We start from the raw sequence: 25468 nt of genomic DNA on the forward strand, positions 1-25468 counted from the left end.
ACCGATGACCACCAAGCCCACCAAGCCCTCCAAGATCGCCAGGACCACCACCGCGATCATCCCCCTCCCGGCCACCGCCGCCCGTGCCGTCACCATCGCGGGCGCCGCCCTCACCCTCGCCGGCACCTTCCTCGCCTGGACCTGGACCAGCGACTTCCCCGGCGACCTCACCGTCACCGGCTACCCCGGCGGCCTCCAGGTCCTCACCCTCGTCGGCGCCGTCCTCACCCTGCTGTTCGCCCTCTCCGGCTACAACGTCCGAGGCCTCGGCTGGCTCACCCCCGGCGGCACCAACAGCCCCGTGCGCCTCAGCGCCCTCGGCGTCTTCGGCACCACCGGCTACACCATCGGCGCCATCAGCTACGAACTCGGCGGCCTCGTCAACCTCGAGCCCGGCGCCTGGCTCTCCGGCGGCGGCGCGCTCCTCGCCGTCATCGGCGCCCTCGGCCTGCCCGCCGACCAGCCCCACGACGAGGACGCAGGCCTCTGGGGCAAACTCCGCAACGCGCTCACCGCCCCTGAGCCCGGTCGCGCCAAGGATCTCTCCTCCTGGGCCGAGATCCTGATCATCACCGCGGCCTTCGGCATCGGACTCTGGGTCTTCTCCTACGGCATCGCCACCGAGTACTCCGAACTCTTCATCGGCTTCGTCGTCCTCGCCGCGTTCGCCTTCAGCGCGGTGCTGCGTGCCGGACTGATCAAGCGGCTCTCGGCGCTCACCGCCAAGCACCGCAACGTCACCCTGTCCGCCGCCTTCGCCGCGGCGATCTGCTTCCCGTTCACCCAGAGCAACGACCAGTTCGCGCTCATCGGCGCCAACATCCTGATCTTCGCCACCGTCGCCCTGGGCCTCAACGTCGTCGTCGGCCTCGCCGGCCTCCTCGACCTCGGATACGTCGCCTTCCTCGGTGTCGGCGCCTACGCCGCCGCCCTGGTCTCGGGCTCCCCCCAGTCGACCATCGGCGTGCACTTCCCCTTCTGGGCCGCCGTCCTCACCGGCGTCGCGGCGTCCCTGGTGTTCGGCGTCCTCATCGGTGCCCCCACCCTGCGGCTGCGCGGCGACTACCTCGCCATCGTCACCCTGGGCTTCGGTGAGATCTTCCGCATCACCATGAACAGCCTCAACGGCACCAGCGGACCCGACGTCACCAACGGTTCCAACGGCATCCCGAACATCCCCGACCTGGAACTCTTCGGCTTCAACTTCGGCGTGCCGCACGACGTCCTGGGCTTCCAGCTCACCCGCCCCGGCAACTACTACCTGCTGATGCTGCTCTTCACGGCGATCGTCGTGATGGTCTTCCGCCGCTCCGCGGAATCCCGCATCGGCCGCGCCTGGGTCGCCATCCGCGAGGACGAGACCGCCGCCACCGCCATGGGCATCAACGGCTTCCGCCTCAAGCTCCTCGCCTTCGCGCTCGGCGCCGCGCTCGCCGGCCTCGCGGGCTCCGTCCAGGCCCACGTCTCCTACAGTGTCACCCCCGAGCAGTACCAGTTCGCCGGCTCCGTGCCGCCCAACTCGGCCTTCCTGCTCGCCGCCGTCATCCTCGGCGGCATGGGCACCATCAGCGGCCCCCTCATCGGCGCCGCGCTGCTCTACCTCATCCCGGCGAAGCTCCAGTTCATGGCGGACTACCAGCTCCTCCTCTTCGGCATCGCGCTCATGCTCCTCATGCGCTTCCGCCCCGAGGGCCTGGTCGCCGACCGCAGGAAGCAGCTCGAGTTCCACGAGACCGGACAGACCGACGTACCGGACGCCGCGACGCTTCCCGAGGGCGCCACCGGCGTCGCCAAGGCAGGGGCGTGACCGCCATGACCACCACCACCAACGCGACCACCACCAAGGTCCTCGACGTCAGCGGCGTCACCATGAAGTTCGGCGGGCTCACCGCCGTCCGCGAGGTCGACCTCACCGTGAACAGCGGCGAGATCGTCGGACTCATCGGACCCAACGGTGCCGGCAAGACCACCTTCTTCAACTGCCTGACCGGCCTCTACGTCCCCACCAGCGGCACGGTCAAGTACAAGGACACCGTCCTGCCGCCCAAGCCGCACCTGGTCACCAAGGCCGGCATCGCCCGCACCTTCCAGAACATCCGGCTCTTCGCCAACATGACCGTTCTGGAGAACGTCCTCGTCGGCCGCCACACCAGGACCAAGGAAGGCCTCTGGTCGGCCCTCCTGCGCCTGCCCGGCTTCAAGAGGGCGGAGGAGGAGTCCCGCGCGAAGGCCATGGAACTCCTGGAGTTCACCGGCCTCGCCCACAAGGCCGACCACCTGGCCCGCAACCTGCCCTACGGCGAGCAGCGCAAGCTGGAGATCGCCCGCGCCCTCGCCAGCGAGCCCGGCCTCCTCCTCCTCGACGAGCCCACGGCCGGCATGAACCCCGCCGAGACCCGGGCGACCGAGGAACTCGTCTTCGCCATCCGCGACATGGGCATCGCCATCGTCGTCATCGAGCACGACATCCGGTTCATCATGAACCTCTGCGACCGCGTCGCCGTGCTCGTCCAGGGCGAGAAGATCGTCGAAGGCCCCGCCGAAGTCGTCCAGCGCGACGAACGCGTCATCGCGGCCTACCTCGGCGAACCCTACGAAGACACCACCGCCGCCGGTAGCGCCGCTCCCTCCCCCGAGGCCCCCCGGGCCGACGGCGAGGACCAGGACGGCGCCGGACCCGGCAAGGAGAACGACCGATGACCGCACTTCTCGAGGTCGAGGACCTCCGCGTCGCCTACGGCAAGATCGAGGCCGTCAAGGGCATCAGCTTCACGGTCGATGCCGGCCAGGTCGTCACCCTCATCGGCACCAACGGCGCCGGCAAGACCACCACCCTGCGCACCCTCTCCGGGCTCCTCAAGCCCTCGGGCGGCACCATCCGCTTCGAGGGCAAGGACCTCAACAAGGTGCCCGCGCACAAGGTGGTCAGCCTCGGCCTCGCCCATTCCCCGGAAGGGCGCCACATCTTCCCCCGCATGTCCATCGAGGACAACCTGCGGCTCGGCGCCTACCTCCGCGACGACCGGGACGGCATCGCCAAGGACATCCAGCGCGCCTACGACCTCTTCCCCATCCTCGGGGAGCGCAGGAGGCAGGCCGCCGGAACCCTGTCCGGCGGTGAGCAGCAGATGCTCGCCATGGGCCGTGCGCTGATGTCCCAGCCGAAGCTGCTGATGCTCGACGAGCCCTCCATGGGGCTCTCGCCGATCATGATGCAGAAGATCATGGCCACCATCAGCGAGCTCAAGGCGCAGGGCACCACCATCCTGCTCGTCGAGCAGAACGCCCAGGCGGCGCTCTCGCTCGCCGACCACGGCTACGTGATGGAGGTCGGCAAGATCACCCTCACCGGCACGGGCCAGGAACTCCTGCACGACGAGTCGGTCCGCAAGGCCTACCTCGGCGAGGACTGACCCCCCCTCCCGGCTCCGCCCGGCACACGCGACGAGGCCCGTACCCCTGGACGACAGGGGTACGGGCCTCGCCCGCGTCCGCTTCGGTCCCGGTCCGGTGCCGTTCCGGTCCGGTGCCGTTCCGGTCCCGGTCCGGCGTCCGGCGTCCGGCGTCCGGCGTCCGGCGTCAGCCTCGTCCGGCCTTCTTCTCCTCGGAGTCGGCGATGACCGCCTCCGCGACCTGCTGCATCGACATCCGGCGGTCCATCGACGTCTTCTGGATCCACCGGAACGCCGCCGGCTCGCTCAGCCCGTACTCGGTCTGCAGGATCGACTTCGCGCGGTCCACCAGCTTGCGGGTCTCCAGCCGCTGGGAGAGATCGGCGATCTCCTTCTCCAGCTCCTTCATCTCCGTGAACCGCGACACCGCCATCTCGATCGCGGGCACCACGTCGCTCTTGGAGAACGGCTTCACCAGGTACGCCATCGCACCGGCGTCCCGGGCCCGCTCCACCAGCTCGCGCTGCGAGAACGCGGTCAGCATCAGCACCGGGGCGATGGACTCCTCCGCGATCTTCTCCGCCGCGGAGATGCCGTCCAGCTTGGGCATCTTGACGTCCAGGATCACCAGGTCCGGCCGGTGCTCCCGGGCCAGCTCCACGGCCCGCTCCCCGTCCCCGGCCTCGCCGACGACCGTGTACCCCTCCTCCTCCAGCATCTCCTTGAGATCCAGCCGGATCAGGGCCTCGTCCTCGGCGATGACCACGCGGGTGGTCATCGGGGGGACGTGAGACTTGTCGTCGTCTTCCACGGGCTGCGGGGACTCGGGGGCGGTCACGCTGGCTCCTCGGGCATCAGGGCAGAGTACTGCTGCCCGGTAGCCTACCTAGCTGCAGCACAGCGCAGTGAACCGGTACACTCGGACCAGCTTCTGCCTGCCCGGTTGGTGGAATTGGTCAGACACGCGGCCCTCAAAAGGCCGTGCCCTTTGGGCGTGTGGGTTCGAGTCCCACACCGGGTACCACAACAAGGCGGACGTTTACTTTCGAGTGAACGTCCGCTTTTTGCTGCGTCATGTCACCCGCCGTCACTCATGGTGAACACATGGCTCACCATGGCACTGAAGTGCGACACAAGGCCCTGACCCTGCTCCGCGACGGCAGATTCAACGCAGACGTCGCCCGCATGCTGGAAGTTCCTGTGGGCACCGTCGGCTACTGGAAGCACATGGATCGCGCCAAGCGCGGCGAGTGCCCTGGCCGCAAGGTCTCTTCCTGCCCGCGTTGCGACGGCCGCGACCTTGACCGTCCCGCCTACAGCTATCTCTTGGCGCTCTACCTCGGCGACGGCCACATCAGCCACTACTCAACGCACCGCGTGCCCAACCTGATGATCGCCTGCACCGAGTCGTGGCCGGGGCTCATGGAGGAGTGCGAGGTCGCGATGAAGGCCGTCTTCCCTGAGAACAGCGTCTGCCGAGTCAGGAGAACCGGCTGTAGCAACGTGAAGGTGTACTCGAGACACCTGCGCTGCTTGTTCCCCCAGCACGGGCGGGGGAAGAAGCACGATCGCCTGATCGCACTGGAGCCCTGGCAGGTAGACATCATGCGCGCACACCCATGGGAGTTCATCCGCGGGCTGATTCACTCCGACGGGTGCCGCGTCACCAACTGGACCACGCGCATGGTGGGCGGCGAACCCAAGCGCTACGAGTATCCGCGGTACTTCTTCACCAACAAGTCCGACGACATCCGGCAGCTGTGCTGCGATGCGCTCGACCTCGTCGGGGTCGAATGGAAGATCACCGTCCGCGCCGGGAAGCCCTTCAACGTCTCCGTCGCCCGAAAGGCGTCCGTCGCCCTCATGGACGCCCACGTGGGCCCCAAGTACTGACTCAGTCCTCCCCGATGTGGTGCACCCGGACCAGGTTGGTCGTTCCCGAGACACCCGGTGGGGAGCCCGCCGTGATGACCACGACGTCGCCCTTGCGGCAGCGGCCGTACTTCAGCAGCAGTTCGTCGACCTGGTCGACCATCGCGTCCGTGGAGTCGACGTGCGGCCCGAGGAACGTCTCCACGCCCCAGGTGAGGCTGAGCTGTGAGCGGGTCGCCGGCTCGGGGGTGAAGGCGAGGACCGGGATCGGGGACCGGTAACGCGACAGACGCCGCACGGTGTCGCCGGACTGGGTGAAGGCGACGAGGAACTTGGCGCCCAGGAAGTCGCCCATCTCCGCCGCCGCGCGGGCCACCGCGCCGCCCTGGGTGCGGGGCTTGTTCCGCTCGGTGAGCGGCGGGAGCCCCTTGGCCAGGATGTCCTCCTCCGCGGCCTCGACGATGCGCGCCATGGTGAGCACGGTCTCCACCGGGTACTTGCCGACGCTGGTCTCACCGCTGAGCATCACCGCGTCGGTGCCGTCGATGACCGCGTTGGCGACGTCGGAGGCCTCGGCGCGGGTGGGCCGGGAGTTGTCGACCATCGAGTCGAGCATCTGGGTGGCGACGATGACCGGCTTGGCGTTGCGCTTGGCGAGCTTGACCGCCCGCTTCTGCACGATCGGCACCTGCTCCAGCGGCAGTTCGACGCCCAGGTCGCCCCGGGCGACCATGATGCCGTCGAAGGCGGCGACGATCTCCTCGATGTTCTCGACGGCCTGCGGCTTCTCGATCTTGGCGATGACGGGGAGCCGCCGGCCCTCCTCGTCCATGATCCGGTGGACGTCCTTGATGTCGAGCGCGCTGCGCACGAAGGAGAGGGCGATGACGTCGAAGCCGGTGCGCAGCGCCCAGCGCAGGTCGGCCTCGTCCTTGTCGGAGAGGGCGGGCACGGAGACGGCGACGCCGGGCAGGTTGAGGCCCTTGTGGTCGGAGACCATGCCACCTTCGACGACGATGGTGTGGATCAGCGGGCCCTCGACGGAGCGGACCTCCAGCGTGACCTTGCCGTCGTCGACGAGGATGCGCTCCCCGACGGCGACATCGTTGGCGAGACCGTGGTAGGTGGTGCCGCACAGGTGGCGGTCGCCGTCGGCGCCGGGTTCGACGCTGATGGTGAAGGCGTCGCCGCGCTCGAGGAGGACGGGGCCTTCGTGGAAGCTGCCGAGACGGATCTTGGGGCCCTGGAGGTCGGCGAGCGTGCCGACGCTGCGGCCGGTGTCGTCCGCGGCCCGGCGCACCCGGTGGTAGCGCTCCTCGTGCTCGGCGTAGTCGCCGTGGCTGAGGTTGAAGCGGGCGACGTCCATGCCGGCGTCGACGAGCTCCCTGACGCGGTCGTAGGCGTGGGTGGCGGGCCCGAGGGTGCAGACGATTTTTGCTCGGCGCATGGTTCGACCATAGGGCTTACCGGCGGGTAGGCCGTTCGTGTTGGCGCTCTGTTCAACAACCTTCACGGCAACTGCTGTTGGGGTGAATGGGGGTTCGATATACGGACCCCCACCGGACCCCCACCGGACCCTCGCCGCCGGGGTCAGAGCGTCGGCGGCGCCATGGTGAAGCGGGCGTTCACCTGGGCGCGGACGTGCTGGCGCCGGGGTTCGAGTTCGAGCGCGGGAGGCTCGGGCGCGGCTCCGGGGTTGGCGGGGAGGCCGGCGAATCCCGCGGGCCGGGGCATGCCCCGGGCGGCGGGAGCGGCGTCGGCGCCGATGTCGGCGATGTCGACGACGCCGGTGAGGGTGGTGCCGAGCGCCTCGGCGTACTCGCGGGCGCGGACGACGGCTTGCCGGACGGCCTCCTGGCGGGCGCGCCGGTGGGCCGGCGAGTTCGTGCGCAGGGACCAGTAGGGGCCGCTGACGCGGGTGTGGTCGAGGTCGGCGAGGCGGGTGGTGAGTTCGCCGAGGACGGTGAAGTCGGTGATCTCCGCGCTGAGGGTGACCCGTCCGTCGTAGGCGCGGATGCGTTCGCCGCGGCCGCGCTGGCTGAGTTCGGGGGTGATGGAGAGGGAGCCGGTCTCGACGTGGGCGACGGCGTCGCCGTAGCTCCTGACGAGTTCGAGGGCCGTGTTGTTGCGCCGGGTGAGGTTGGCGATGGCGTCGCGGCGGTCGGTGCCGCGGGCGGTGACGGTGAGGGTGATGCGGGCGACCTCGGGGTCGACCTCGAGGTGGGACTCGCCGCGCACGGCGACGCGCGGGTGCTCGGAGGGCGGCTGCTCGGAGGGCGGCTGCTCGGCGACGGATTCGGCTTCCATGCGGTCACCCTGCCAGCACCAGCCGGTTCTTGGCACGTCGCTTACCGGATCGCAACCTGGCGGCCCTGTCGGGGGCGGATCCGGTGGTGAAGAATCTACGCGCGTTGGCATTGTCGTCGGGAGGTGCGGGAGCATGGCGTTGGATCGCCGGAAGTTTCTGAAGAGGTCTGCGGTGACGGGTGCGGGTGTGGCGCTTGCGGGAGGTGCGGTGGGGGCTCCGGCCGCCCAGGCGGCTCCGGCGGCGACCGGGACCGGGGGCCGTCCGGGCAAGCGGGGCAAGCGGTTCGCCCTGACCGTGATGGGGTCGACGGACCTGCACGGCAACGTCTTCAACTGGGACTACTACAAGGACGCGCGATACCAGGACGCGGCGGGCAACGCGCTGGGCCTGGCGCGGATCTCCTCCCTGGTGAAGGAGGTGCGGGCGGAGAAGGGCGCCGGCCGGACGATGCTGATCGACGCGGGTGACACCATCCAGGGCACCCCGCTGACCTACTACTACGCCAAGGTGGACCCGATCACCGCCGAGGGCGGGCCGGTCCACCCGATGGCCCGGGCGATGAACAGGATCGGCTACGACGCGGTCGCGCTGGGCAACCACGAGTTCAACTACGGCATCGAGCTGCTGCGCCGTTTCGAGTCGCAGTGCGACTTCCCGCTGCTGGGCGCCAACGCGGTGGACGCGACGACGCTGAGGCCGGCGTTCCCGCCGTACTTCTTCAAGACGTTCCACGTGCCGGGCGGTGGCCGCCCGGTGAAGGTGGCGGTGCTGGGGCTGACCAACCCGGGCATCGCGATCTGGGACAAGGCGTACGTGCAGGGCAGGCTGAAGTTCCCGGGCCTGGAGGAGCAGGCCGCGCTGTGGGTGCCGAAGCTGCGCTCGATGGGCGCGGACGTGGTGATCGTCTCCGCGCACTCGGGCACCTCGGGCACGTCCTCGTGGAGCGACCAGCTTCCCTACGTGGAGAACTCGGCGGCGAACGTGGCGCGCCTGGTTCCGGGGATCGACGCGATCCTGGTGGGTCACGCCCACAAGGAGATCGCCGAGCTGCGCGTGGTCAACGAGGAGTCGGGCAAGGAGGTGGTCCTGTCCGAGCCGCTGATGTGGGGCGAGCGGCTGTCGCTGTTCGACATCGAGCTGGTCTTCGAGAAGGGCCGCTGGTCGGTGGAGTCGGTGTCGGCCTCGCTGCGGAACTCCAAGGACGCGGAGGAGGACCCGGAGATCGTGGCGCTGCTCCAGGAGCAGCACGACGCGGTCGTGGAGTACGTGAACCAGGTGGTCGGCACCGCCACGGTGACGCTGACGACGGTGGAGGCGCGTTACAAGGACGAGCCGATCATCGACCTGATCGCGAAGGTGCAGGAGGACGTGGTGAAGGCCGCGCTGGCCGGCACCGAGTACGCGTCGCTGCCGGTGGTGGCGCAGGCGTCGCCGTTCTCGCGGACGTCCCAGATCCCGGCGGGCGAGGTGACGATCCGGGACCTGTCGAGCCTGTACGTGTACGACAACACGCTGGTGGCGAAGGTGCTGACGGGCGCGCAGCTGAAGGACTACCTGGAGTTCTCGGCGGAGTACTACGCGCAGGTCGCGGCGGGTGCGCCGGTGGACGTGAACACGCTGACGAACGCGGGGAACCGTCCGGACTACGCGTACGACTACGTGTCGGGCGTGACGTACGACATCGACATCGCGCAGCCGGCGGGGTCGCGGATCAGGAACCTCGCCTTCGAGGGCGCGCCGGTGGCGGCGGACCGGAAGTTCGTGCTGGCGGTGAACAACTACCGGGCGAACGGCGGCAGCGCGTACCCGCACGTGGCGTCGGCGCCGGAGGTGTGGGCGGAGTCGACGGAGATCCGGACGCGGATCGCGGAGTGGGTCACGGCGAAGGGTGTGCTGGATCCGAAGGACTTCGCGTCGGTGGACTGGCGTCTGACGCGGGACGGGGTTCCGGTCTTCTAGTCCTCGGGGCCGGATCGGCGGCGTCGGCGGGTTCTCCGTCGGCGCCGTCGGCGTGTGCGGGCACGGGCGCCGTCGGGTCAGCGCAGACCGAAGGTGGTGAAGGCGGTGCGGTCCGGGAGCCGGTGGATCTCCTTGCCGGTGAGGGTGTTGAGGATGGTGGCGCTGCGCCAGGCGACGAGGCCGAGGTCGGGCGCGCCGACGCCGTGGGTGTGGAGTTCGGCGTTCTGGACGTAGACGTCGCCGGTGATGGCGGCGTCGAGGCGGAGCCGGTAGTGGTCGTCGACCTGGGGGCGGCCGGCGTGGTCGCGCCGGATGTGGGGGGCGAGGCCGGTGAGCAGGTGGTCGAGGGGGCGCTGGCGGTAGCCGGTGGCGAGGACGACGGCGTCGGTCTCGAGGGTGGTGCGGGTGCCCTGCTCGACGTGCTCCAGGCCGAGGCGGATCCTCCCCCGCGGCGGCCCGTCCGGTGCGTGGTGGGCGGTGTGGACGTGGACGCCGGGTGTGAGGACGGCCGCGGGCCAGCCGCCGTCGAGGGTGCGGCGGTACAGCTCGTCGTGGATGGCGGTGATGGTGTCGGCGTCGATGCCCTTGTGGAGCTGCCACTGTCCGGCGACGAGCCGGTCGCGGACGGGTTCGGCGAGCCCGTGGAAGTAGCGGGTGTAGTCGGGCGTGAAGTGTTCGAGCCCGAGCTTGGAGTACTCCATGGGGGCGAACGCGGGGGTGCGGCCGAGCCAGTGGATGTCCTCCCGGCCCGGGGGGCGGTGGCGCAACAGGTCGAGGAAGACCTCGGCCCCGGACTGCCCGGTGCCGATGAGGGTGAGGTGCCGGGCCTTCAGCAGGCGCTCGCGGTGGTGGAGGTAGTCGGCGGAGTGGATGACGGGGGCGTGGGGGTCGCCGGCGAGCGGTTCGAGCGGTGCGGGGACGTGGGGTTCGGTGCCGATGCCGAGGGCGATGTGCCGGGCGGGGGTGCGGTGCCGGCTCCGGGGGGTGCCGTCGGGGGCGAGGCGAGTGTGCTCGACCTCGAAGAGGGCGCGGCGGGCGTTCCAGCGGATGGTGTCGACCTGGTGGCGGAAGTGGAGGCCGGGGAGGTTCTCGCTGACCCAGCGGCAGTAGGCGTCGTACTCGGCGCGGTGGATGTGGAACCGCTCGGCGAGGTAGAAGGGGAAGAGCCGGTCGCGGGCCCTGAGGTAGTTGAGGAAGGTCCAGCGGCTGGCGGGGTCGACGAGGGTCACCAGGTCCGCCAGGAAGGGCACTTGGAGGGTGGTGCCGTCGATGAGCAGCCCGGGGTGCCAGTCGAAGGCGGGGCGGCGTTCGTAGAAGGCGGTGTCGAGCTGGCTCAGCGGCTGGGCCAGGGCTGCGAGGGAGAGGTTGGCGGGGCCGACGCCGATGCCGACGAGGTCGCGCGGTGGGGATCCCCCCTGCTCGAGCGGGGTCGAGAGCTCGGGGGCGGTGTCGTCCGGTGCCGGGTGTGTCATGTGGGGTCGTCCTCCGTGGGGGGTTCGGAGTCTTAACGACCATGGGGGTGCGGGGACGCGGGGCGGTGGAGCCCCGCGTCCCCGGCTTCGGGCCGGCGCGGTTCGGCCGGCGCCGCGGGTCGAGGTGGTGCCGCGGTTCAGCCGGCGCTGCGGACCCGGAGGGCGCGTGCGAGGTCGTCGAGCTGGTCGGCGAGCTTGCGGCGCAGTGCGGGGGTGACGTCGTCGCCGTCGAGGCATGCGCGGCCCCGCCGCAGGGTCTCCTCCTCGACGGCGTGGACGGGGAACGCCCATTGTCCGGCGGCCTCGGCGATGGCGGGGCCCCGGCGGCGTGCGACGGCGGGGGCGTCGGTGAACCAGCGGGTGACGTACTCGGCGGTGAGGGCGGCCTGTTCGGGCTGCCAGAAGCCCTGGGCGGTGGCGGTGAACAGGTAGTTGGACAGGTCGTCGCCGCGGAACATGGCGTCCCAGGCGCGCTTCTTGGCGTCCGCGTCGGGGAGGGCGGCGCGGCAGCGGGCGGCGCCTTCCTGACCGGTGGCGCTGGGGTCGCGTTCGAGTTCCTGTGCGACGGCGGTGTCGTCGACGGCGCCGAGGACGGCGAGGCGGGCGAGGATGCGCCAGCGCAGTTCGGGGTCGAGTTCGGGGCCGCCGGGGACGGTGTCCTCGGCGAGCCAGGCGAGGAGGGTGTCGGCGCGCTGCGCGCTGCCGATGCGGTGGCGGACGGCGGTCAGGCGCAGGCCGGGCTGGGAGCCGTCCTCGGTGCGGCGCGTCAGGTCGCGGCAGAGTTCCCCGATGAGGGTGAGGGCCTCGGCGCGTCGTCCGGGTGCGAGGTAGCGGTCGGTGATCTGGCCGCGGGCGAAGGTGAGGACGCCCTGCACGATGGCGAGGTCGCTCTCCTCGGGCAGGTGGGCGCTCGCGGTGGCGAGGTAGTCGAACGGGGCGAGTTCGCCGTCGCGGACCATGTCGCGCAGGGTGTTCCACAGGACGGCGCGGGTGAGGCCGTCGGGGACCTGGGAGAGGCCGCGGAGGGCGGTTTCCAGGGAGTGTTCGTCGAGGCGGATCTTGGCGTAGGTCTGGTCCTGGTCGTTGGGGACGACCAGGGCCGGGCGGACGCCGGTGTGGGACTCGGGCTCGCCGGGGACGTCGGACTCGTGGCGTTCGCGCAGGACGAGGCTGCGGTCGGAGCCGAGGACGCGGTCGTAGACGCCGACGGTGATGCGGTGGGGGCGGGCGCCCTGGTGGTCGAGGGCGAGGGTCCAGCGGCCGGGTCCGGTGCCGGTGGCGGCGGTGAGGGTGTCGACGCCGGTGGTGCGCAGCCAGGCGTCGGCCCAGGCGTGGACGTCGCGGTCGGTGTGGGCGGCGAGGGAGTCGAGGAAGTCGGCGAGGGTCGCGTTGGCGAACCTGTGGCGGGCGAAGTGGGTGTTGATGCCGGCCAGGAAGTCCTTCTCGCCGAGCCAGGTGACGAGCTGGCGCAGGGCGCTGGCGCCCTTGGCGTAGGAGATGCCGTCGAAGTTGAGGAGTGCGGCGGCGGTGTCGGGGACGTGTTCGGGGGCGACGGGGTGGGTGGAGGGGCGCTGGTCGGCGTCGTATCCCCAGCTCTTGCGGGTGACGGCGAACTCGGTCCACGTCTCGGTGAACCGGGTGGCCTCGGTGAGGGTCTGGTAGCCCATGTACTCGGCGAACGACTCGTTCAGCCAGATGTCGTCCCACCAGCGGAGGGTGACGAGGTCGCCGAACCACATGTGGGCCATCTCGTGGGCGATGACCATGGCGCGGGTCTGGCGTTCGGTGTCGGTGACGGCGGAGCGGTAGACGAACTCGTCGCGGAAGGTGACGAGTCCGGGGTTCTCCATGGCGCCGGCGTTGAACTCGGGGACGAACGCCTGGTCGTAGGAGTCGAAGGGGTAGGGCTCCTCGAACTTGGCGTGGTAGCGATCGAAGCACCGGGTGGTGACGTCGAGGATCTCGTCGGCGTCGTTGTCGAGGTGGGGGGCGAGGCTGGCGCGGCAGTGGATGGCGAAGGGGAGTCCGCGGTGCTGGGTGCGGACGGAGTGCCAGGGGCCCGCGGCGACGGCCATCAGGTAGGTGGAGATGGGGGGTGTGGTGGCGGCGGTCCAGGTGCCGTGGCCGTCGTGGGTGGTGCGGCCGTTGGCGAGGACGGTCCAGCGCTCGGGGGCCTTGACGGTGACGTCGAAGGCGGCCTTGAGGTCGGGCTGGTCGAAGGCGGCGTAGACGCGCTGGACGTCGTCGAGGAAGAGCTGGGTGTAGACGTAGGTCTCGCCGTCGGTGGGGTCGGTGAAGCGGTGCATGCCTTCGCCGGTGCGGGAGTAGCGCATGGCCGCGTCGACGGTGAGTTCGTGGTCGCCGGCGGTGAGTCCGCGCAGGGGGAGCCGGTTGTCCACGAGGGTGGCGGGGTCGAGGGGCTGTCCGTCGAGCGTGGCGGTGCGCAGTTCGGCGGGCTTGAGTTCGACGAAGGTGTCCGCGTCGGCGCGGGCGGTGAACCGGATGGTGGTCCGGGAGTCGAAGGTGTCCTCGCCGGTGGTGAGGTCGAGTGCCACGGTGTAGTGCAGGACCGTGAGGAGGTCTGCTCGGGTCTGCGCTTCGTCGCGCGTCAGTACGGACATGGGCACATGCTGCCTGATGCGGGGGCCTTGGCGCAGGGGCGTCGGGACTCGGTGGCGCGGGCGCCCGGGTCGCGGCGGGTCGTACCGGCGCGCGCGGGGGTCAGCGCCGGTCGCCGGTGGTGTCGTCCGTGTGTTCCGCGATGCGTTCGTGGTGCCGGATGACCTCGGCGATGATGAAGTTGAGCAGCTTCTCCGCGAAGGCGGGGTCGAGCTTGGCGTTCTCGGCGAGCCGCCGCAGCCGCGCGATCTGCTCGGCCTCGCGGGAGGGGTCCGCGGGCGGCAGCTGGTGCCGGGCCTTGAGCAGGCCGACCTGCTGGGTGCACTTGAACCGTTCGGCAAGCATGTGGACGACGGCGGCGTCGATGTTGTCGATGCTGTCGCGCAGCCGGCTCAGCTCTTCGCGGACGGCGGGGTCGACGGGGGCGTTGTTGCTGGTCGTCATGGTCGCTCACTGTATGCGGCGGCGCGGGCGGGCGGCGGCGGGGTCCCACAGTGTGGGCGGGGTGTCGGGGCGGAGGAGTGGCCCCGCCGTCGTCCGCCCCGCTCCGGGCGCCGGGCCCGCCGTGCCGCGCGCCCCCGGGGCAGGACGCCCCGCCGTGTGACAGCCCCGGGCGGAGGCCTCCTGCCCCGGGGCGTCCTGCCCCGGGACGTCCTGCCCCGGGGACGTCCTGGCCCGGGACGTCCTGGCCCGGGGCGTCCGGTCACCGGGGCAGCCGGTCACCGGAAGCAGCCAGTCACCGGAAGCAGCCAGTCACCGGAAGCAGCCAGTCACGGAAGCGGCCCGTCACGGAAGCGGCCCGTCACCGGAAACGGCCCGTCACCGGAAGCAGCCGGTCACCGGAAGCGGCCGGTCACGGGGTGTGCGTCCGCGTCCCGTTCCTCCCCCGTCGCGCGGCCAGGCCTTCCCAGGCCCGGGTGAACAGCGTCGGCAGCGGGACGGTGGGCACGGCGGCCAGGTGGGACGTCGAACGGTGCTCCCGGGCGAGCGGCAGGAGACCGGGTTTCGACGCCTCGACAGGCAGCCGCGGCGGCTTGCGGTCCAGCCAGGGGCCCGGCAGGAAGAGGGAGCGGCCCGCCCGTGGGCGGGTGGCCCGCAGTACCCGGCCCGAGGCGGCCAGTTCGGCCTCCGCCTCCTTGAATCGGGCGGGCTTCCATCCGGTCCACGCCTTGACGTTGCGGTCCGTCGGGTCGGGCAGGGCCAGCAGCATCAGGTGGAGCGCGGCGGCGTCCTCGCCGAGCCCGTAGGCCCTGGCGCACTCCTCGACCAGGTGCGGCACGGACCGCCCGGGGTGCTGCTCCCAGCCCGCGGGCCGGTCGGCGTCGGCGCTCAGGTGCTCCCCGAGCGCGGCGAAGTCGTCGCTCAGCAGCAGCCGCAGGTCCGCGAGGGCGGGGAGCCCCGAGGGGCTGGGCAGCCACTGGGAGGGCAGCACGGAGTCGAGGTAGGCGTCCAGGGCGTCCAGCAGCGGATCGTCGGGGCCCTTGAGCGCGGCGGGGTCGACGCGCAGGTGCCGCAGGTCGTACACCGGGTCGTCGGCCTCCGTGACCGCCGGGTGGGCGGTGAGCGCGTCCGTGGCGGGCGGCGGTCCCATCAGGTAATTGCTCTGCAGGGAGAAGAGCGTGAGCGGGCCGGGGACGGCCGCCGACGCCTCACACATCCGGGATATCGCCGCGCCGGCCGCGGGACGCAGCGGGTCGCCGGCCGGGGTGCGGTAGGCGATCCAGGCGGCGGTCCGCGCCAGGGCCGACGGCTGCGGCGCGCCCTCCGGGCCGTCGGCCGGGTGGGGGGCCAGGCAGCCGGCGCCGGCGGCGACGCGGGCGAGGAGGGCGGGCAGCCTCAGGTGGGGCCGGTACGCCGGGATGCCCTGGCGCAACTGCCGGGGGAGGGCCGCCTCCCCCTTGGGCGGCAGGATCTCCTTGGCGGCCAGGGGCAGCAGCGCGGTGGGCACGGGCAGGGGGCGGCCGAGCTCCTCGATCCACCACGCGGCGGCCCGGTCCACGTCCGGGCCGGTGGTCCACAGCTGCTCCGGGTCGTCGGGCAGGAGCTTGTCGTAGAGGGTGGCGGCTCGGTCGGGCCCGAGCATGTCGGTGAGCACGGCGACGGCCTGTTCCGCGTCCTTCCCCTGGATCTTCCAGGCCTTCAGGTCGGCGGAGCGGAATCGGGGGCGGTGGCCGAGCCGCTGGCCCGACCGGCCGGGCGTGCAGGGGACGTGCGCGGTCAGCAGCACGGTGGCCTCGGCCTCGGTCAGGCCCAGCCGCTCGGCGAAGGCCGTCGCGAGCTCCGGGCGGGCGGGTGCGGAGCCGTGCTCGCGGTACAGCTGCGCGAAGCGCGTGAACCAGTCGCCGGGACGCACCGGCTCCAGCAGGTGGGCCTCGGTGAGTTTCGCGCCCCCCGCCGCCAGCGGGCCGTCCTCGGGGAAGACGCCGTCGGGCGCGTACTCCCACAGGAGCCGCCAGCTGTCCCGGCCGCCGGATCCCAGGACGTGGGCGACGGAGGTGGCGGTGCGGAAGACCTCTCCGTCGAACGCGACGGCGCGGCCGCCGCGGTACTCGGGTACCTCGCACCGCACGTAGCGCCAGCGGCCCGGGGCGTCGGTGACGAAGGGGTGGGCCGCGTAGGCGGTCAGCGCCCCGGCCGGTGACAGCCGGCCGGTCTGCCGGGTGGACACGGCGCACAGGACGAGCGGGGCCGCACAGACGTGGGTGTGGCGGAACCCGTCGTCCCGGCGGAGGCGGTCGAAGGTGGTCGTGGGCGTGGTGAGGTCACCGTCCCAGACGACGGCGGTGTCGTCCGTCGCGAGCCGCACCATCCGGCGGCCGACGCGCGCGTCCGCGTCCTCCACCGACCTGACGGGGGCCGGTTCCTCCTCGGCTTCCACCGGTGTGAAGCGGTGGGCGAGCCGCTCCAGCCCGGCGCGGCAGTTGACGGCCATGACGAGCGAGGAGGCGGCCTCGCTCTGCGACGGGTCGCCCAGGTGCGGCAGCGCCTCGAGGATCGGCCCGCGGTTGGGGCCGCGGACGCCTTCCCGCGCGACCCAGGCGGGCTGGAGGCGGTCCAGCAGCTCCACCACCCGCGGGCGGGCGACGGTGCCGGGCAGCTCCGCCATCAGCAGCGGCACGACGTCCACCGCCGCGAACTCCGCCGCCAGGGCGGCCTCCTTCGGCACGAGGTCGAGTGCGGCGCCCGCGTGGACCAGCCGGCCGAGCAGCAGGGCCAGGTCGTGGAGGCCGGTCACGGCGGGGAGCTTCGCCCGCTCGCGGTCGAACCAGGCGCGGATCTCCTCGTGGCCGGTCCGGTTGTCGAGGAGCTGGGGGATCCGGTCCCAGCCCTTGGTCTCGTGCGGCTGGTACCAGCTGTTGGTCCCCAGGTCCTTGAGGGTCATCTCCAGGTCGGCGCGCGCCCGGGCGCGCAGTTCCCGGGCGAAGCGCGGGTCGGCCTGGAGGTGCTCCAGTTCCGGCCGGCGGCCGAGCTGGACCTGGTACGGCTGGGACGGGCCGAGGAGCTCCGGCGGGTCGGCGACCGGGACCGCGTGCTCCAGCATCAGGTCGATCAGGTCGAGGGGCGTCCGGTAGTGGCTGTCCCGGTCGCCGGTCCGCCGGTAGCGGACGACCACGGGCACGCCGTCGGCCGCCAGCTTCGGGGCGATCCGTTCGGCGATCTCGTACATGACGGGCCAGGTGCCGTTGCCGTCCCTGTTCGTCGTGAGGTTCCTGGTCAGCCAGGCGGCGGCCTCGCCCGTCTCCAGCCCCGGTTCCTCACCGGTGAGGAGCGCGAGCGCGCCGGTGCGCTCCAGCAGGCGCAGCCACAGGCCGCTGCCGGCGAGGGCGCGCCCGGGGCGCAGGCCCAGTGTCCGGCGGGCGGTCCCGGGGGCGTCGGCGGTCAGCAGGTCCACGGCCGGGCCCTTGAGGCAGTCGGCCCAGAACTTCTCGTCGTCGAGCGGTACCTGGCCGGCCGTGAACATCTCGCCGAGCAGCGTGGCGAGTTCCCTCTCGGGTTCCTGGCCGGCGGCCTTGGCGAGCCTGCGCAGGTCGAGGGCGAGCTGCGGGTACACCTCGGACGACGCCCGGATCCGGCCTATCGCCACCTCACGGAAGCGCGCGAGGTCCGCCGCGGTCGCCACGCCCTTGACGGCCGACTCGCGCGCCCAGGCCCGCAGGGTGGTGGCGGAGAGGGCGTCGGACGCCGCGTAGGTGAGGTAGCGGTCCAGCAGCCATTCCTTGTCGGCCTGACGGGCCTGCGTCCGCTCGGCGGTGCGGGCCCGCCCGAACCAGGCGGCGGCCGCCGGGCGGTCGCCGTGCCGCAGGGCCAGGTCGGCCATCTCGTCGAGGAGTGTGGTCAGCAGCGCGGGAGCGGTCTCCTCCAGCCCTTGGAGGACGGCGTCGATGTCCTTCTTGAAGACGTAGGCCCAGCCGTGCGTGCACGCCCGCAGCCGGAGGATCTTCTCCGCCGCCAGTTCCTCGCGGCCGGGGTGGGCGGCGAGTACCCGCTCGGGGAAGGGGAGCGCGCCGTCGGAGGGGTCCGGGATGCCGGTGGAGAAGCAGCCGTCCGGCTCCCATTCCTGCCCGCGCATCAGCCGGTCGCGGAAGGGGATGAGCTGTTCGGGGACGAGCTGGGTCAGTGTGCGGCCGCCGAATCCGGCGTAGGTGCGGGCCCACAGGCCGTCCTCGCCCAGTTCGTCGGTGAGCTGCACCGACTCGGCTTCCAGCGCCTCCCGCCACAGCGGGTCCTGGTCCGCCAGGGCGCGCGGCACGGCGGTCCCCTCCTCGGCCCACTCCCCCGCCTGCGCGTGGCACGCCTCGCGGTGGGCGCGCAGGTGCGTGCGCGTCTCGTGCAGGGCGCGGATCCCGGGGGCACCCGCCAGCTGGGCGGGGAACTGCTTGAGCTTCCGCCCCCGGGGGTTGCGGTGGACGACCTCCAGGTCGTCCGTCAGTTCCGCGCTGTACCCGTCCTTCTCCACCCGCGTGCCCATGTGCCGGCCGCCCCCGTCGCGTCGTCCTGGTCGTTGATCACACGCTACGCCGCGTCACCGACATCGCCCTCGTCCGGGCGATGCGGTGGTGCGGGTACGGAGGTGGTGCTGGGGTGGTCCCGCGGGCGGCGCCGCGGCGGTCGCGTGCACCGGACCGGACCCGCAGGAGTCAGAGGCCCGGCAGCGGCTCCTGCTCGACGTCGTGGGACCGGTGCCCGTACCTCCGGTCCGGATCGCACTCCGGCCCGAAGCCCCTGCGGCGCGACTCCGCGTCCCGGAGCTCGGATCCGCACAGGCGGCACCACACCCGCCGCGGCAGGCCCGGCGGCGGGTCGGTGAGTGCTTCCTGCCGGTGCGTCATGGGACCAGTGTGACCGGACCGGCCGCGTCAGACGACCGAGGGCCTGAAGGGGTCCGTGGGCAGGATCTCCGCAGCGTCGAAGAGCCGCTCCAGCGCCTCGTGCCCGTGCCGCCTGCGGTACTCGGTCTCGGCGCGGGTCACCGGCAGGGCCCACAGGATCCGGGCGTGGCCGCCGCCGGGGAGCGGGCAGTGTTCGAGGTCCGGACCGTGCAGGTAGGGCAGGCTGATCAGCAGGTGGTCGCAGGCCGAGCCGGGCACCCACGGCTCACCGATCGGCATGCTGTGCTCCAGGTCGAGCCGGTGCCCTCCCCGGTGGTAATAGGCCAGCATCGCCATGAGGTCGAGGAACCGCTGGTCGCGGACGTGTGCGGTCATGACGAACTCGAGCCCTCGGCCGTCCTTCTCCGCCGCGGACCAGCAGCCCGCCGTGACGTAGGCCCAGCTGTCGTCGCGGGGGCCGGGCCCCACGACGAGGACGCGCAGGTCCGGCAGCACCTCGCTGCGCTCCGGTCCGAGGTCGTACGCCACGGTCTCCACCACATGGCCCGCGAAGAACGCCCGCACGTGTGCCTCGACCGCCTCCGCCGCCCGGTCGGCCGGCTGCTTCCGCTCGCTCACCGGACGATCATGTCAGAGCGTCCTGTCGGAGCAGCCGGCCGCCGGCCTCCCTCAGCGGCGGGTCAGTGCTCGCAGAGCGAGAACTCCCGCTCGTAGACCTGATGGTTGTGCTCGTCGACGAAGAACTTGCGCTCCGTCATCAGCTCCTCGCGGTAGGCCTTGGCCTGCTCGAGCGTCATGGTCGACGTGTCCGCCCACGGCTGCTGCGGCGGCACGTCGGCGGTCGAGACGATGCGCTGCGAGGGGTCGACGAGGAAGAACGCGAGGATCTTGCGGTGCCCCGGCCTGGCGGGGTCCTCGAGCCGGAACGGGGCGACGCGGTGCTGGAGGACGTTGGGGAACGCCAGGCACCGGCCGGCCGGGGTGGGCGCGGAGCCGAGCACCTGGTTCAGCGGGCTCTCGTTCTCCAGGCCGTAGACCTCGTTCATGCCGTCGTCGTCGCTCTGCTGGTACTCCTCCGGCTCCTCGAGCGCCGTCCGGAAGCTCAGCCGGCTCTCGGTGATGTTCTCGCTGTCCCAGTAGTACAGGCAGGTCGAGACGATCCGCTCGTTCTCCATCCCCTCGACGTGCCAGGAGCCTCCCGCGTACTCGGGCTTCTCCGGGGTGAGGTGGATGGTGGCGAGCTTGACGATGACCTGCAGGTTCCGGCCGCGCAGGTCGACCCGCTCGGTCTCGTCGGGCTGCGCGGGCGGGACGTACTCCGGCGCGTCCGGGACGTCCGGGCGACGGTTGTCGTACCACACGTCCATCGCCTCCCGATACGCGGCGAAGGCCTCCTGGTCCCCGGGATCGGGCCGGGCCGGCTCCGACGAGTCGTACCAGCCGTAGGGATCGGCCTCGATCCGCAGGGTCTGCGGACGGCGCAGGTCGGTGAGCACGTTTTCGAACAACGGGCGTACCCGCGCGAACAGTTCGGGCAGGACGCCGGCGAGTTCGCGGTGCTCGACCGGGTGGACGTTGTTGACGTACGAGCGGAAGGCGACCTCGCCGTCGTCGCCGACCTCGACATCCGTGGGCAGCCACTGGAAGCGCTCGGAGAACTCGTACTTCTGGCCCCACCTGTTGTCCCTCTGCCACGCCCGCTCGGGCCCGCCGCTCACCTCGCGCACGAGGCAGAAGAGCGACGGGTGCACCAGGTCGAGCACCTGGCCGTCGGAGCCCGGGTGCCAGTCCTTCTCCGCCTCGGGGACCTCTTCCAGGACCCGCACGGCCTCACGCAGCCTGGCCCTGAGCGCGTCCTCGACGAGGGTGTCCGAGTGCCACACCCCGTCCACGGCGGACACCTGGATGCCGGTCGGTGCGTCCCGCAGCTCGGCGTAACGGGCGAGCTCGGCGAGGACGTACCGTATCTGCGCCTCGGTCAGGCCCTGTTCGACCGCCTCCCGCGTCCATCTGGCGACCACGTCGGCGTCGTTCATCTTGACGAACCACTCGGACTTCTCCCGGATGTGGGCGCTGCACTCCATCATCTGGAGCTCCCGCAGGGTGCGGGGGTCCCCGTAGTGGTGATGGGCGGAGAAGGGCAGGGGGAAAGCAGACAGCTCGGTCAATTTCGCTCGGTCCTCACAGTTGATGCGACGGCCCGAACACTACTGGGGGGCGCCGACAGACTGTGCGGGCCGAACTGGGCCTGCCCGAACCGCTGTTGACGCTACGCCGGAGATCCGGCCGGCGCACGTCCGGTGCTGCCCGTCGCGGGCCCGACGGGAGCAGGGGCCTCCCGCCGGATGTCGCATCCGGCGGGAGGCCCCTGCCTGTTGGCCGACGAGCGCGCCGGGGCGCGCCGGCCGTGCTACTTGAGGGCGTACGCCCGGGTGATGGTCTGGACGGTGCGGCTGCCCGCGGTGTCCCGGACCTCGGCCCTGAGCGTCACGTACCCGTTGGTGTCGGCGACATCGGGGTGGCGCAGCGAGGCCTGGAAGGTGTTGCCGTCCTTGCGCGACGTCGTGACGGACTTCCAGGTGGCTCCGTCGTCGTACGACACCGACACCTTGGCGCCGGCCATCGCCGTGGACCCGGTCCAGCCCTTGGCCCTGGTGCCGTCGACGGTGAAGGTGAACGGCCGTCCGGCCCGTGCCTGGTTGAGCTCGTCCAGCGGCAGGTCGTAGTCGAGCAGGACCACGGGCATGGGCTCGCAGACCTTGGGCGTGGGAATGTACGCCGTGTCGCAGCCCTCGACGGCGACGGTGGTCGGTGCGGCCTGGCTGAAGTTCCACTCGGTGCGGACCTGCTTGCCCAGCTCGACCCCCGGGACGTCGGTGGCGAGCTTCTGGTCGAGCACGTACCGGTAGTCCGCCTTCTCCGGCACCAGCTGGTCGAAGCCGGTGATCGGCTGCCCGTCGCGGTAGAAGCTCCAGGTTCCGGTCATGCCCGACAGGCGGTGGGTGGGCTCGTCGTCACCGCCGATGCCGGCAGCGGGAAGCTTCTGCCAGACGTCGGTGCGGCAGAAGGTGCACGGCGCGTACTCGTACGGGGACGGGCGCACCGGACCGGCGAACCAACTGCGGGTGTAGGTCTTGCCCGGTGTCTCGTACGTGGTGCGCACATCGGACATCGACCAGGTGAATCCGGTGAAGCTGGCTCCCACGCTCGGTGCGTAGGAGACCCCGTTGCCCGCCATGACGTAGTCGTCGCGGGTGGTGCCCTGGTAGAGGGGCTGGCCGTCGCTGAGCGCGGTCCACTGCTCGGGACCCCAGACCAGCTGCTGCTCGGCGCCGAGGCGCCGGGCGCCGTCGGAACGGTAGGTGTTCCTGATCTTCGCGAAGGCCTCCACGCCGACGCTCTTGGCGAGGTCGGCGGGGACCCGCTTCTCGTCGGTGAAGTGAGGGGCGTACTGGTAACGCGACTCCAGGACGCCCTTCAGGGCGATCCGGACCTTGCCGTTGGCCAGCAGCGACTTGAGTGTGGCGGCGTCGTCGTAGGTGGCGTGGACGACCGGAACGGTCCGGCCCGCGGGGACGCCGCTGCCACTGGGGCCGGGGTCCGCGGGTGCCACGATCAGCGCGACGGCTCCCCCGGCCGCGGCCCTGTCGGCCTGGTCGCCGGCCTCCCTGACGTCGGCCACGGACACCAGGACGGTCCTGCCCTTGACGTCGGCACCGGCGAAGTCCTGCTCGGTGCCCGCACCGAGGTCGACCAGCCCGGTGCGCTCGGTGCCCTCGAAGCGCTTGGCGTTGACCGAGGTCTTCAACGGGATGTGGCGGCGCTCGGGGCCGGTGACCTCGAGCTGTGCCAGCGGCTCGCGCCGCGTCAGGAAGGTCTCCAGGCGCAGGGCGCCCGTGGTGGCCTCCTCGCTGGGGATGGCGCCGAACCTGGTGTCGGCCCTGTTGGCGGACCCGGTGACGTTGACCATGTTGGAGTGACTGTTGATCGTCCCGTCGTCGCGGACGATCTGCAGTGCCACCTGGCCGGTCTCCAGCGGCCGCTTCTCACCCGTGATCTTCACCCGGGCGTCGGTGGCCCTGGAGCCGTCGACGGTGAAGGTCTGGTCGCGGTCGGCGACGTCGACGTTCGGCAGGGCGAACAGGTCCGACGCGTAGGAGACCGCGCCACCGGTGGGAGCCGCCGTGTGGACCGAGCCCTCGATCGAGTAGTGGCCGAGCGGCACCGACAGGGTCACCGTGCCGGTGCCGCTGAGCGTCCGGGTCTCCCAGACGGTGTTGTCCAGTCCGTGCAGGGTGAACCTGGCCGCCTTCGGGGCGTTGCCGAAGCGGTCGGTGAGGTTCACCGTGACGTCGTGCTGCTCGACGGCTCGGACGAGGCCGAGCGTGGCGTGCACCGACTCACCGCTCGCGGCGGTCGCGGTGACGGAGCCGCTGTAGCCCCCGGTCTTCAGACCGTTGGGGTCGAGGGTGACGGTGACCTCGGCGGTGCCGCCGGCCGGGACGGTGACCCGGCCCTCGGACACCCCGCTCCCCGACAGTGCCAGGGTGCCCGCGGGAACCTCGGCGCCGCCGGCGTCCTTCGCCGAGGCGGCGAGGGTCACGACGGTGTCGGTCGTGGCGTTGTTGCGCAGGGTCAGGGTGCGGAGCCGCTTGTCGTAGGTGCCCTTCTGCCAGGGGACCACGCGGAAGTCGGCGGTACCGGAGAGCTCCAGCGACGGGTCGAGCGCGGCCGGGATGTCGACCCGCCCGTGGCCCTGCTCGTAGACGGTCGACGCGGCGGAGGACTTGGCGTGGGCCGTCAGAACCTCCTTGATGCGCTGCCCCGTCCAGTCCGGGTGGCGCTGCTTGAGGATGGCTGCGGCGCCGGCCACGTGAGGGGTGGCCATCGAGGTGCCGTTGGCCGCCGTGTAGTGGTCGTCCACCGGCTTGCCCATGGAGGTGCCGGCGGCGCGGGCGGCGACGATGCCCACACCCGGTGCGGTGATCTCCGGCTTGACCGCCATGTCACCCAGACGCGGGCCGCGGCTGGAGAACGGGGCGATCACGTCGGACTTGTCGACGGCGCCCACGGTGAGCGCCGAGTCGGCGGCGCCGGGGGTGCCCAGGGTGCTCTCGCCGGGGCCGTCGTTGCCGGCGGCGATGACGAAGAGGGTGTCCGAGGAGGCGCTGAGTGAGTCGACCGCCATGGTCAGCGGGTCCTCACCGGGGGCGTCGGCGCCACCGAGGCTCATGCTGACGATGTCGGCGCCCTGGGCGACGGCCCACTCCATGCCGGCGATGATGCTGGAGGCCGGGCCCTGCCCGCTGTCGGCGAGGACCTTGCCGACCAGCAGCTCCGCGCCGGGAGCGACGCCCTTGTGCGTACCGCCCGAGTTGGCGCCGCTGCCCGCGACGGTGGCGGCGACGTGGGTGCCGTGGCCGTGGCCGTCCTGCACCGACTGGCCGGTGATGAAGCTCTGGCTCGCGGTGATCTCGGACGCGATGTCGGCGTTGCCGAGGTCCGCGCCGGAGTCCAGGACGGCGACCTTGACCCCCTCGCCGTCGTAGCCCGCCGCCCACGCCTGCGGGGCGCCGATCTGCGGGACGCTCTCGTCCAGGGAGACCTTCGCGATGCCGTCGTACCAGAGCTTGGTCACCCCCGCGCTGCCCGGCACCACGGCGTCGTCCCCGCCGCGTCCCCGGCTCGCCGCCGGCTTGACGGCGCGCCAGAAGCCCTCGGCCTCGTCCTTGTCGACGTGGACGGAGGAGAGCCCCAGCCTGGGCATGACCCGCTTGCTCCGGCTGCCCGGCAGCTCCTCGGCCCGCTGCTTCAGCGCGGTGGCCGACGGGGTGCCCTGGAAGTCGACGATGGCGGGTATCTCGCCGGTCCTGGCGTCGCCGTACCCGTCGCGCACCATCCGGCTGACGTTGAACAGCTCGCTGTCCACCGTGCCCGAGGCGATGGCGGCCGTGGTGTCGTCCGGGTAGACGTACAGGTCGCCGTTGCGTCCGCTGACGGTCTCGAACGTCTTGGACGTCCCCGCCCCGGAGACGACGGCGACCGCCTGCCGGCCGTCCTGCCCGGTGGTCAGCGAGACCGTGTCGCCGGTTACCAGGGTCACCACGGCCGTCGTCGCCGCCTGCTTCTGTGCCGACGGTCCGCTGTCCAGGTTCTGGGCCGACGGCGGAGCGGCAGCCGCCGCGGTGGGGAGCTGGCTCGTGAGTGACAGAGCGGCCGCCACCGCGATTCCGGAGGCGAGGGTTCTTCGCCGCCGTCCGGGTCGGGGTATCTGCATCAGGCGTCCTTTCGCGGGCTCGGGAACAAGGCGCGCGTCAGGCCGGTGATGCCGAGAGGGTCCCTACCGAACGTCCGGCCGACGCCTCGCCGACCGGAACGTAGCCGGTCGGGCAGGGTGCCATCCAGAGTCCCGGTGGCGTATGCACGCCAACTGGCGCATCGTCGCCGTACAGAGGGCTCGGCGGCCGCCGACGGCGGCGGAAGGACTCCCCGGACGACTCCGTGAACGGATCGGTG

General features: G+C 71.8%; 16 protein-coding genes and 1 tRNA gene. 6 read left to right on the forward strand and 11 right to left on the reverse strand.

Going from position 1 to position 25468, the window contains the following annotated elements; translation table 11 throughout:
* The first annotated feature begins 4 nt into the window (after positions 1-4).
* From GBN72_RS17325 to GBN72_RS17335, 3 genes are read left to right on the forward strand one after another with little or no spacing between them, the layout of a single operon-like run.
* Entirely contained in the window at positions 5-1807 is a 1803-nt protein-coding gene (locus GBN72_RS17325; RefSeq protein ID WP_151772755.1) for a branched-chain amino acid ABC transporter permease, read from the forward strand.
* 5 nt (positions 1808-1812) lie between these two features.
* Complete coding sequence (locus GBN72_RS17330) at positions 1813-2700, forward strand: ABC transporter ATP-binding protein (RefSeq protein ID WP_246212664.1); 888 nt, start codon at positions 1813-1815, stop codon at positions 2698-2700.
* Complete coding sequence (locus GBN72_RS17335) at positions 2697-3413, forward strand: ABC transporter ATP-binding protein (protein WP_151772756.1); 717 nt, start codon at positions 2697-2699, stop codon at positions 3411-3413. Before GBN72_RS17330 ends, GBN72_RS17335 begins: the two co-directional genes overlap by 4 nt.
* A 166-nt stretch (positions 3414-3579) precedes the next feature.
* On the opposite strand, the gene GBN72_RS17340 is transcribed toward GBN72_RS17335, so the two are convergent.
* Positions 3580-4230, reverse strand: coding sequence for an ANTAR domain-containing response regulator (locus tag GBN72_RS17340; protein ID WP_151772757.1), 651 nt, complete (start codon positions 4228-4230; stop codon positions 3580-3582).
* Between the two features lie 99 nt (positions 4231-4329).
* Here GBN72_RS17340 and GBN72_RS17345 point away from each other — a divergent pair.
* Positions 4330-4416 (forward strand) — tRNA-Leu (locus tag GBN72_RS17345).
* An 80-nt stretch (positions 4417-4496) separates the two neighbouring features.
* Positions 4497-5285 carry a helix-turn-helix domain-containing protein gene (locus GBN72_RS17350; protein ID WP_151772758.1) on the forward strand — a complete coding sequence of 263 codons (789 nt, stop codon included), beginning with the start codon at positions 4497-4499 and terminating at the stop codon, positions 5283-5285.
* Position 5286: 1 nt separating this feature from the next.
* Here the strand turns inward: GBN72_RS17350 and pyk are convergent, their stop codons facing one another.
* On the reverse strand, positions 5287-6711 hold the full coding sequence (gene pyk, locus GBN72_RS17355) for a pyruvate kinase (protein WP_151772759.1): 1425 nt from the start codon (positions 6709-6711) through the stop codon (positions 5287-5289).
* Between the two features lie 143 nt (positions 6712-6854).
* Positions 6855-7571, reverse strand: coding sequence for an SIMPL domain-containing protein (locus GBN72_RS17360; protein WP_151772760.1), 717 nt, complete (start codon positions 7569-7571; stop codon positions 6855-6857).
* A gap of 133 nt (positions 7572-7704) precedes the next feature.
* On the opposite strand from GBN72_RS17360, the gene GBN72_RS17365 reads away from it, so the two are divergent.
* The gene (locus GBN72_RS17365; protein ID WP_151772761.1) at positions 7705-9531 is read left to right on the forward strand and encodes a bifunctional metallophosphatase/5'-nucleotidase; all 1827 of its coding nucleotides are present in this window, start codon (positions 7705-7707) and stop codon (positions 9529-9531) included.
* Between the two features lie 77 nt (positions 9532-9608).
* Here GBN72_RS17365 and GBN72_RS17370 read toward each other — a convergent pair whose 3' ends face one another.
* The 8 genes from GBN72_RS17370 to GBN72_RS17405 form a co-directional block, all read right to left on the reverse strand.
* Positions 9609-11003 carry a lysine N(6)-hydroxylase/L-ornithine N(5)-oxygenase family protein gene (locus tag GBN72_RS17370; protein ID WP_151772762.1) on the reverse strand — a complete coding sequence of 465 codons (1395 nt, stop codon included), beginning with the start codon at positions 11001-11003 and terminating at the stop codon, positions 9609-9611.
* A gap of 137 nt (positions 11004-11140) precedes the next feature.
* On the reverse strand, positions 11141-13624 hold the full coding sequence (pepN, locus tag GBN72_RS17375; RefSeq protein WP_151772763.1) for an aminopeptidase N: 2484 nt from the start codon (positions 13622-13624) through the stop codon (positions 11141-11143).
* A gap of 100 nt (positions 13625-13724) precedes the next feature.
* Positions 13725-14066 (reverse strand): chorismate mutase, encoded by a 342-nt coding sequence (locus tag GBN72_RS17380; protein WP_151772764.1) that lies wholly within the window; start codon positions 14064-14066, stop codon positions 13725-13727.
* A 409-nt stretch (positions 14067-14475) separates the two neighbouring features.
* On the reverse strand, positions 14476-18591 hold the full coding sequence (locus tag GBN72_RS17385; RefSeq protein ID WP_151772765.1) for a hypothetical protein: 4116 nt from the start codon (positions 18589-18591) through the stop codon (positions 14476-14478).
* Positions 18592-18760: 169 nt separating this feature from the next.
* Positions 18761-18952, reverse strand: a complete 192-nt coding sequence (locus GBN72_RS17390; protein ID WP_151772766.1) for a DUF6011 domain-containing protein — start codon at positions 18950-18952, stop codon at positions 18761-18763.
* A 27-nt stretch (positions 18953-18979) separates the two neighbouring features.
* Complete coding sequence (locus GBN72_RS17395; protein WP_246212613.1) at positions 18980-19570, reverse strand: suppressor of fused domain protein; 591 nt, start codon at positions 19568-19570, stop codon at positions 18980-18982.
* Positions 19571-19632: 62 nt separating this feature from the next.
* Entirely contained in the window at positions 19633-21120 is a 1488-nt protein-coding gene (locus GBN72_RS17400; RefSeq protein ID WP_151772767.1) for a DUF4246 domain-containing protein, read from the reverse strand.
* Between the two features lie 242 nt (positions 21121-21362).
* Positions 21363-25229 carry a S8 family serine peptidase gene (locus GBN72_RS17405; RefSeq protein WP_151772768.1) on the reverse strand — a complete coding sequence of 1289 codons (3867 nt, stop codon included), beginning with the start codon at positions 25227-25229 and terminating at the stop codon, positions 21363-21365.
* Positions 25230-25468 lie beyond the last annotated feature (239 nt).

This window comes from Streptomyces abyssomicinicus (assembly GCF_008974245.1).
Taxonomy (GTDB): Bacteria; Actinomycetota; Actinomycetes; order Streptomycetales; family Streptomycetaceae; genus Streptomyces; species Streptomyces abyssomicinicus.